Annotated in this window: 8 protein-coding genes and 1 pseudogene; 1 reads left to right on the top strand and 8 read right to left on the bottom strand. The window is 63.9% G+C overall.

Annotation, left to right across the window (positions count from 1 at the left end):
• Positions 1-220 precede the first annotated feature (220 nt).
• Complete coding sequence (gene purU / locus G3N93_RS28240) at positions 221-1,105, top strand: formyltetrahydrofolate deformylase (protein WP_174936457.1); 885 nt, start codon at positions 221-223, stop codon at positions 1,103-1,105.
• Between the two features lie 19 nt (positions 1,106-1,124).
• Here purU and G3N93_RS28235 read toward each other — a convergent pair whose 3' ends face one another.
• The 8 genes and pseudogenes from G3N93_RS28235 to G3N93_RS28200 form a co-directional block, all read right to left on the bottom strand.
• The gene (locus tag G3N93_RS28235; protein WP_206134436.1) at positions 1,125-2,117 is read right to left on the bottom strand and encodes a DMT family transporter; all 993 of its coding nucleotides are present in this window, start codon (positions 2,115-2,117) and stop codon (positions 1,125-1,127) included.
• A gap of 169 nt (positions 2,118-2,286) precedes the next feature.
• Positions 2,287-2,904: a TetR/AcrR family transcriptional regulator gene (locus tag G3N93_RS28230; protein ID WP_174936451.1), complete on the bottom strand. Its 618-nt coding sequence runs from the start codon at positions 2,902-2,904 to the stop codon at positions 2,287-2,289.
• 91 nt (positions 2,905-2,995) lie between these two features.
• Positions 2,996-3,202, bottom strand: coding sequence for a hypothetical protein (locus G3N93_RS28225; RefSeq protein ID WP_206134435.1), 207 nt, complete (start codon positions 3,200-3,202; stop codon positions 2,996-2,998).
• 127 nt (positions 3,203-3,329) lie between these two features.
• On the bottom strand, positions 3,330-4,985 hold the full coding sequence (locus G3N93_RS28220; RefSeq protein WP_174936448.1) for an APC family permease: 1,656 nt from the start codon (positions 4,983-4,985) through the stop codon (positions 3,330-3,332).
• Between the two features lie 179 nt (positions 4,986-5,164).
• Positions 5,165-6,028, bottom strand: coding sequence for a glycine betaine ABC transporter substrate-binding protein (locus tag G3N93_RS28215; protein WP_043180436.1), 864 nt, complete (start codon positions 6,026-6,028; stop codon positions 5,165-5,167).
• A gap of 133 nt (positions 6,029-6,161) precedes the next feature.
• The gene (locus tag G3N93_RS28210) at positions 6,162-7,310 is read right to left on the bottom strand and encodes a hybrid-cluster NAD(P)-dependent oxidoreductase (protein ID WP_174936446.1); all 1,149 of its coding nucleotides are present in this window, start codon (positions 7,308-7,310) and stop codon (positions 6,162-6,164) included.
• A gap of 30 nt (positions 7,311-7,340) precedes the next feature.
• Positions 7,341-8,582, bottom strand: coding sequence for an aromatic ring-hydroxylating dioxygenase subunit alpha (locus tag G3N93_RS28205; RefSeq protein ID WP_174938947.1), 1,242 nt, complete (start codon positions 8,580-8,582; stop codon positions 7,341-7,343).
• 52 nt (positions 8,583-8,634) lie between these two features.
• Positions 8,635-8,833: pseudogene (locus tag G3N93_RS28200) on the bottom strand (electron transfer flavoprotein subunit beta/FixA family protein); the annotation flags it as partial.

Raw genomic sequence — 8,833 nt, 5'->3', positions numbered from 1 at the left:
CAGCGGCCCGAGCCGGACGCGACCCACGTGTTCCGGCGCTGGCTGCTCGACGCCTGCGCGAGCGCGTGACGGGCCCTGCCCGCCCCCGCGCGCTGGCGCGCCGATACCAGCCACACGGCGCGTTGGTTCTATCCGCCCCAAAATCGTCCTGATTTACTTGAGCCTCCCGCTACCCGTGCGCCGCCGCACGGCCGTGCGCCCATGCCATCCGAGGAATCTCATGACCGCCGAGCACCGCCCCGATCAATTCGTCCTGACACTGTCGTGCCCGAGCGCGGCCGGCCAGGTCGCCGCCGTCGTCGGCTTTCTCGATCGCCATCGCTGCTATGTCGATGCGCTGAACGTGTTCGACGACGATCTCAGCAACCGCTTCTTCGTGCGCTGCGTCTTTCATCCGACGGATGAAACGCTGCAGATCGATGCGCTGCGCCACGAATTCGCGCCGATCGCGGCCAGCCTCGGCGGTGAGCAGGGCGACATGCAGTGGGCCATCCACGACGTGAACGCACGGCCGAAGGTGCTGATCATGGTGTCGAAGCTCGAGCACTGCCTCGCGGACCTGCTGTTCCGCTGGCGGATGGGCGAGCTGAAGATGGACATCGTCGGCATCGTGTCGAACCATCCCGACTTCGAGCCGCTCGCCGTGCAGCACGGGCTGCCGTTCCGCCACTTCCCGATCACGGCCGATACGAAGGCGCAGCAGGAGGCGCAATGGCTCGACTTCTTCGAATCGAGCGGCGCCGAGCTCGTGATCCTCGCGCGCTACATGCAGGTGCTGTCGCAGGAGACGAGCGCGAAGCTCGCGAACCGCGCGATCAACATCCATCATTCGTTCCTGCCCGGCTTCAAGGGCGCGAAGCCGTATCACCAGGCCCATGCGCGCGGCGTGAAGCTGATCGGCGCGACCGCGCACTTCGTCACCGACGATCTCGACGAAGGCCCGATCATCGAGCAGGTCGTCGAGCGCGTCGATCATGCGCTGCGCCCCGAGCAACTGCTCGCGGTGGGACGCGACGTCGAATCGCTCACGCTCGCGCGCGCGGTGAAGGCATTCATCGAACGGCGCGTGTTCCTGAACGGCGATCGGACGGTGGTGTTTTCGTAACGCGCGAACGGCGCGACGCTCACGTCGTGGCCGACGGCACGCGCGCGGGCGCCGTGCCGGTTCGACGCGCCCTGCGCCGCAGGTACAGGTTGTTCAGGATCAGCGCCGTGCCCGTCAGGGCGGCGCCTGCGATCTGCGCATGATTGGGTACCAGCCCCGTGAACGCGGAAACGATGAAGGCGGTGATCGGCACGATGTCCATGAACAGCGTGCCGTTCATCGGCCCGAGCATCCGGTTGCCCGTCATCCACAGCAGGATCGCGCCGAAACCGGCCACCGGCCCCATGTACACGAGATGCGGCAGCACCGCGTGCACGGCGGCCAGTGACGGCGCCGCGATCCGGTGCGTGACGATCAGCACCAGGTTGACCGCGACGATCGTGGTCAGTCCGAGCCACGTCGTGAAGGTCGTGTATTTCAATGCGGACCAGCGGGTGAAACGCGCCGCGCCGAACGTATAGACGATCCAGCACAACGCACCGACGATGATCAGCGCATTGGCCGCGTAGTGCTGCGGTTCGTGCAGCGCGGCGATCACGTCGCCGCGCGTGATGACGAGCGCCACGCCGGTAAAGGACAGCACGACGAACAGCACCGACACCGGTGCGGGCGCGACACGCCGCACCAGTGCGTTGAGCAGGAGCCCCATCATCGGCTGCGTCGCCATCATGATCGAAGCGGTCAGCGCGCCTTCGTCGCCGGCCAGTTGCTGGCCCAGGAACACGAACGATCCGAATCCGCAAAAGCCGATCGACCCGAGCAGCCACGCGAGCGCCACCGGCTCGCCGGCCGAACGGAACGCACCGGGCCCTTCGACGATCCGCAGCAACGCGACGAAGCCCGTGCCGGCAATCAGGTAGCGCAACGACGTGAAAGTAAACGGATCGATGTACTGCAACGCATCGGTCATCACCGGAAACATCACGCCCATCAGGATCGTCGCGGCCACACATGCCACGACGCCTTTCCCGTACGCGTTCGCGCCGGGCGTTGCGAGTGTTGCGTTATTCATGACTGATCATTCCCAAATTAATTGAAAAATGATGCCGGTGCGGCTGCGCGCAGCGGCAGTGTCGTATCACAACTTCCCTACGGTTCTAGCGTGCCCTTCACGATATCGATGCGGGTATCCGGAACACCCCACATTTGAAACCGATCATTCTCAAAATAATCAAAAAAAATCAGGTCAGCGCCCGCATCGCGATTTCGACGATCGATGCCAGCTCGGCCTCCGACGCACTCGACTTGCCCAGCACCCGCATGCCCTGGATCAGGCACAGCAGGAACCGGCCCACCTCTTCCGGATCGAGATTCCGGTCGAAATCGCCCGACTGCTGGCCGCGCGCGATGACCAGGCTGAATTGCGTGCCGATGCGCAGCAGCGTCGATTCGATGTACGGGCGCAGTGTGTCGTCGCCGGGCAGCAGTTCGACGGCCGAATTCGTGATGAAGCAGCCGCGTCGCTCCGACAGCCTCACACCGATTTCCGTGTAGTACAGGAGCGCCTCCCTGAGCGCCTGCCGCGGCGGCAGATCCGCCGCGAGACGCTCCTTGAGCCGCGCGATCGCACCTTCCGCATAGCGGTCGAACGCGGCGACCAGCAGCCCGTGCTTGTCGCCGAAGGTGCGGTACAGGCTGCCGCGAAAGACGCCGGTCGCCTCGCACAACGCGTCGATCGACGTCGCGTGATACCCCTGCTCCCAGAACACGCGCGCAGCGGCGTCGATCACCTCGTCGGTGTCGAATTCGCGTGGGCGCCCCCGGTCGCGGGCGCCGGAGGAGGTCGAGGTCGGGCTCATGGACGTCGATATTAGAACCGATCATTCTCAAAATCAAGCGGCCACGCCCGGTTGCGTGGCCAGACTCCGGGAATGACATACGCCGGACCGATCAGCGTGTCGATGGATCGAAGTCGGGAAACTGCTGCCGGGCGTCCGCGAACGAGAGATAGGACGCGCTGCGTTCCAGCGCCCCCGTGCGGATCAGTTGACCGCACGCACGGCAGCGATAAAGCTCGGACTGCATGGGTTCATTCACCGCCACCTCATCGTAGTTCGATGTGGGCACCGGGAATGTCAGGCAGGTGGAACACGGCATCACGATTTCCCGGCGGCAGGCATCCTGTCATGCCGGCATTATCGCGTATGACGCGCCGCAGTCGCGCGACGGCCCCGTGTGCGGTTTCCGGAGCCATCGCGTGCTGCGGCACGCACGTATTACCTCGTCACTTCACCCACGCGAAGTAATACGACAGCCAGATCGTCAGCCCCGCACCGATCAGCGCAACGTAAGGCATCAGGTTCAGCCACATCGCGCGCTTCGGCACTTCGAGCTCCATGTCGCGCTGCATCTGCGCGGGGAAACGGCCGCGATCCTGCCAGTAGTGGCGGAACAGGAACACCGGCACGATCAGCAGCATCGCGATCAGACCGTTGCGCAGCGTACCGTCGCCCTGCAGGTTCGCACCCGCGCCGACATAGACGAGGTTCGCATACCCGCAGATCGAGCCACCGACCAGCAGCCACGTCGGGCAGCGGAACGGCCGATCCCAGTTGCCGCGATCCATCCGGTGGATCCAGCCCGACTGAAGATTCAGGAATACGAACAGCATGTAACAGACGTTCGAGATCGACAGCACCGTCATGTAGTCCGACATCATCAGCAACACGAGGTTGAAGCCGAGATCGGTCCACATCGCGCGCGTGGGCGAGCCGTGCTCGTTCACGTGCGACAGGTACTTGGGCAGCCAGCCGTCGACCGATGCCTGGTACAGCGTGCGCGACGAGCCCATCATCGACGTCATCACGATCAGCAGGATCGACAACATCAGCATCACGACGACCGCATTCGCGACCCACGCACCGCCGCCGACGATCTTCGCCATCGCGGCCGCGACGCCGGTGCCGTCGCCGATCGACGGATCGAGCATCGCCTGCGTGCCGAGCGCGCCCTGGAACGCCATCGGCACGAGCGTCATCACGACGAGACACAGTGCGCCCGACCAGAAGATCGCCTTGGCGGTATCGCGACGCGGATCGCGGAATTCACGCGTGTAACAGACGGCCGTCTCGAAGCCGTACGACGCCCAGCCGGCCATGAACATCGCACCGAGCGCCATCGTGACGCCCTGCCCGTTCCACGAGCCGAACGTCGCGGCCGTGAGATTGCCGTGCGCGTCGTGACCGAGCGGCAGCAGCGGGAGCAGGTTCGACATCGGCACGTCGCCCGTGATGAACGGCACGATGCCGACGATCAACAGCGGCGTGAGCGACGCGATGCCGAGAATGCGCTGCGTACGCGCAGCCTTCGATGCACCGCTGTGCTGAAGCTTGAACGTAATGAGAAGCAGGATCGTCGCGATAATGAACGTCGCATTGATCCGCAGGGACAGACCCGGCTTGATGAACCCGAGATCCGCAACCTTGAGCTGCCAGTGCAGCACCGCCGCGTCGGCGGGAAAGAGACTCGTGAGCGCATAGCTCGCCGCGAGGCCGCAGCCGAGCGCGAGCATCGGCGACCACGCGAGCCAGTTGCACCACACGGAAACCGGGGCGATCAGCTTGCTGTAACGGACCCAGCCGATCGCGCCGTACACGGACGCGCCGCCCGATTTATGGGGAAATAGCCCCGATATTTCCGCATAAGTCGCGCTTTGAACCAGCCCCATCGTGATCGCGGCGATCCAGATCGCCCACGCGGGCTGACCGATCGTCGCGCATACGCCGCCGATCGTGAACAGCACGCCAGCCGGCACGCCGCTCGTCACCCAAAAAGCGTCTTTCCAAGTCAGGCCACGATGCAGCGTGTGGCCCGTCGAATCATGTGAGATGGTTGCCTCAACATCACTGGTGCGGTTCGCACGCAGTCCTGCCTGACTCATCCAATTCCTCCTGTGATGACTCCGCACAAGGGCGCTAGTGTAACAACTTACGCACTTTTTTGCAGAATCAAAAAAATAATTCCGGGATAAAGCCGTGTCGCAGTACGATTATTTCGCATTACTACCGACCCTTCCCGGACTGTCTCTTGATCTATTTATCGAGGCGATTCATCGCCGGCTTACTGCGCGCCTTCCGTCCACGCATTCACGCGATCCGCGTGCGCGGCGATCCACGCATCGGCGGCCGCGTCGGGCTTCGAGCCGTTCTGGATCGCCAGCATCACGCTGTCGATTTCACCCGGCTTCCACTGGAATTTCTTCAGGAAGGCGACCACCGGCTTCGCCTTCGTTTCGAGCCCCGGATTCACGACGCTGTCGACGTGCTCCGCGCCGCCGAACACCTTCTTCGGATCCTCGAGGAAGCGCAGCTTCCACTTCGCGAACATCCAGTGCGGCGCCCAGCCCGTCACGATGACCGGCTTGTTCGCATTGACCGAACGCGACAGCTCGGCCGTCATCGCGCTGCCCGAACTCGGCATCAGCGTGTAGTTCAGCCCGTAGCTCTTGATCGCGTCGTCGGTCTTGCGCATCACGCCGGCACCGGCATCGATGCCGACGATCCGGCCGCCGAAGCTGCCCTTCTCCGCGTTCAGGTCGTCGATGCTCTTCGCCTTCACGTACGCGGGCACGATCAGGCCGATCTTTGCATCAGGAAAATTGGCGCCGAGGTCGACGACCTTGGCCTTGTACTCGTCCCAGTACGAGCCGTGCGTGACCGGCAACCACGCGGACAGCGTTGCGTCGAGATCGCCGCGCGCAACACCCTGCCACATGATCCCGGCGGCGACCGGCACGAGCTGAACCTGGTAACCGAGCTTCTTCTCGATCACGCGCGCCGCGACGTTCGACGTCGCCACGCTGTCGTCCCAGCCTTCGACGTAGCCGATCTTCAGCGTGGGCTTCGTATCGGCGAGTGCCGACGCGCTCAGCGCCACCATTGCCGACAGTGCGCCGGTCCACAACAGTTTTCCGAACAGCTTCATGGTCGATCTCCTTGATGTGCGCCTGCGCGCGTTGTCTCTCTAGGTTCTTCAACCACAAATCCGCGGTATCGTTGTTTTCCGACGGATGCTTGTCCGGGCGCGACGCGTCCGGACAGCCGATGGCGTGTTGCGACTACTTGTCGATCACGAGATCCGACAGCGGCTTGCTGCAGCACAGCAGCACCATCCCCTGGTCGATCTCGCGCTGGCGGATGCCGCCGTTGTGCTTCATTTCCACCTGCCCCGACACGAGCTTCACCTTGCAGGTGCCGCACATGCCCTGCGTGCACGAGGCCGGCAGCCGTACACCCGACTGGCGCGCCGCATCCAGCACGTGCTGCTCCGAGCCGCACGAAATCTCGCGATTGCTCTTTGCGAAGCTGACCGTGTACTGCTTCGTGTCGGTGTCGGCGCCTTCAGCCGGCGGGGCGAGATCGGCGAGCAGCTCGTCGCTCGCGGTTTGCGCGAGCGTTTCGAACGAGAAGCTCTCCTCGTGATACTGCTTGCGATCGAAGCCGGCTTCGTCGAGCAAGTCGCGCACGGCCTTCATGTACGGCGCGGGGCCGCACGTGAAGATTTCGCGCTCCATGAAATCCGGTGCGATCAGCTTCAGCAGCGGCAACGTCAGGAAACCCGTGACGCCCGGCCAGTTGGTGCGTGCACCGACGCGCTCGACGACGAACGACGTGCGGAAATTCGTGTGGTTCGACGCGATCAGGTCGAGCTCGCGCGCGAAGATGATGTCGTCCGGCGTGCGCGCGCTGTGCACGAACAGGATGTCGCGATCCTCGGCGAGATCATGGTGCGCGCGGCTCATCGACATCAGCGGCGTGACGCCCGAGCCGGCCGACAGGAACAGGTACTTGCGCGCCGGATGCCGTGCGCACGTGAATTCGCCGGCCGGGCCGAGCACGCGCACCGGCGCGCCCGGCTGCAGGTTGTCGTGCAACCAGTTCGACACCTTGCCGCCCGGCACGCGCTTCACCGTGATCGACACCGTGTGCGGCCGCGCGGGCGACGACGAGATCGTGTAGCAGCGGTTGATCGTTTCGCCGTCGATGTCAAGCTCGAGCGTGAGGAACTGCCCGGGCTCGAACGAGAACGAGCGGCCCTGCGGCGAACGGAAGAAGAAACTCTTCACGTCATGCGTTTCCTGCCGCACGTGGCAGCACACCAGCGTTTCCTCGACGTCGCTCGTCCAGCGCTCGGGAAGGCCATTCCAGAACGCCGGGCGCGTCACCCGGCTGTCCGTCGGCTCGAAGTTGGCCGCATCTCGCATCATGTCTAGCTCCGCTTGTCCGCTGCTGTACGCTTATTCGCCGGTTTTTTCGGCGAGTCGGCCGATGTACCAGGCCGAGAATTTTTCGACGAGACCTTCCGTGAACGGCGAATACGGGCCCGGCTCGTACGCGCTGCTGGTCGCGCCGCGCTGCGAGAATTCGACGAGCGCGCGATCCTGGTCGTTGGTCGCGTTCCACACGGCCGTGAGGTTCTTCACGTCGTAATCGATGCCTTCCTTCGCGTCCTTGTGCACGAGCCACTTCGTGCGCACGAGCGTCTTGCCGGCCGACAGCGGGATCACCGAGAACGTCACGATGTGATCGCTCATGAAGTGGTGCCACGAGTTCGGCTGCGTCCAGAACGACAGCCCGCCGAGGTCGGCCTTGTCGAAGCCGCCGAGCAGCTTCTTCGACGCGACCTTCGCATCGAGCGTCTGCGATTCGCCGTGACGATCGAGCGGCAGGCGCTGCGTGCGGAAACCCGTCACGTCGAGCAGCTTCTCGATCTCTTCGGACGGCAGGCCCATCTCGGCCCACTCCTTCCCGCGTCGTACGCATGTTTCCGCGAACGCGTCCATGCCTTCGGCGTTGGCGTCGGAGCGCTGGTAGCCGAACCCGTATTCGTACAGCGAGATGGTGAGCTCCGGATGGTTCGCGACGCAGTGATAGCACTCGCGGTTGTTCTCCATCGTGAGCTTCCAGTTGCCTTCCTCGATGATGTCGATCTGCGCGGCGATCTTCGTGTTCGGCAGATCGTGCGGCAGCAGGTACGGCTCCATCTCGGCGCGCAGTTGCGCAAAGTCGGTGGGCGGCTCCTCGGCGAGGCAGATGAAGATCAGGCCCGCGAGGTTCTCGACGTGCACCGACTTCAGGCTGTGCTTGCAGCGGTCGAACTTCTCGCCCATGTGCTCGGCGAACATCAGCTGGCCCGTCAGGTTGTAGGTCCAGCTGTGGTACGGGCACACGATGTTGCCGACCGAGCCCTTGTCTTCGTTGCACAGGCGCGCGCCGCGGTGACGGCATACGTTGTGGAACGCGCGGATCGCCATGTCGTCGTCGCGCACGATCAGGATCGAATCGTTCCCCAGTTCCACGGTCACGTAGTCGCCCGGTTCCGGAATGTCCGGTTCGATCGCCACCTGGATCCAGTGCTGGCGGAAAATCGCCTCCATGTCGAGCGCGAAGATGTCCTCGCTCGTGTAGAACGGCGCTTCGAGGCTGTGCCCTTCCTTGCGCCGCTCGATCAATGCACGAATGTCTGCCGATACTTTCATCGTTTGCTCCGGATTCCTTGCATCCCTGGGTTCTTGCCGACAGGCATCAAAATCAGTAGTCGATGAGCTGATGCTCGCGCAAATACGCGAGGATCACTTGTGCTTTTTCGACCGAACTCCCTTCATTTACGACGTTGCCGCCACGGCTTTCGGTCGTCGTCGCGGACAGCATCCGGGCATGCCCGGAGCGCGTCTCGGCTGCGACCAGCTTTACGGGTTGACGCTCGACCGGGCCGACCGTCCACGCGGTC

The organism is Burkholderia sp. Se-20378, from assembly GCF_017104665.1.
GTDB lineage: Bacteria > Pseudomonadota > Gammaproteobacteria > Burkholderiales > Burkholderiaceae > Burkholderia > Burkholderia lata.
The sequence above is the reverse complement of the archived record's forward strand: the minus strand, read 5'-3'. Positions and strand labels throughout refer to the sequence as shown.

Coding starts and splice junctions, on each gene's coding strand:
- G3N93_RS28235 (WP_206134436.1), bottom strand. CDS start 2,117: ATGAATAACGCAACACTCGCAACGCCCGGCGCGAACGCGTACGGGAAA.
- G3N93_RS28205 (WP_174938947.1), bottom strand. CDS start 8,582: ATGAAAGTATCGGCAGACATTCGTGCATTGATCGAGCGGCGCAAGGAA.
- G3N93_RS28225 (WP_206134435.1), bottom strand. CDS start 3,202: ATGCCGTGTTCCACCTGCCTGACATTCCCGGTGCCCACATCGAACTAC.
- G3N93_RS28220 (WP_174936448.1), bottom strand. CDS start 4,985: ATGAGTCAGGCAGGACTGCGTGCGAACCGCACCAGTGATGTTGAGGCA.
- G3N93_RS28230 (WP_174936451.1), bottom strand. CDS start 2,904: ATGAGCCCGACCTCGACCTCCTCCGGCGCCCGCGACCGGGGGCGCCCA.
- G3N93_RS28215 (WP_043180436.1), bottom strand. CDS start 6,028: ATGAAGCTGTTCGGAAAACTGTTGTGGACCGGCGCACTGTCGGCAATG.
- G3N93_RS28210 (WP_174936446.1), bottom strand. CDS start 7,310: ATGATGCGAGATGCGGCCAACTTCGAGCCGACGGACAGCCGGGTGACG.
- purU (WP_174936457.1), top strand. CDS start 221: ATGACCGCCGAGCACCGCCCCGATCAATTCGTCCTGACACTGTCGTGC.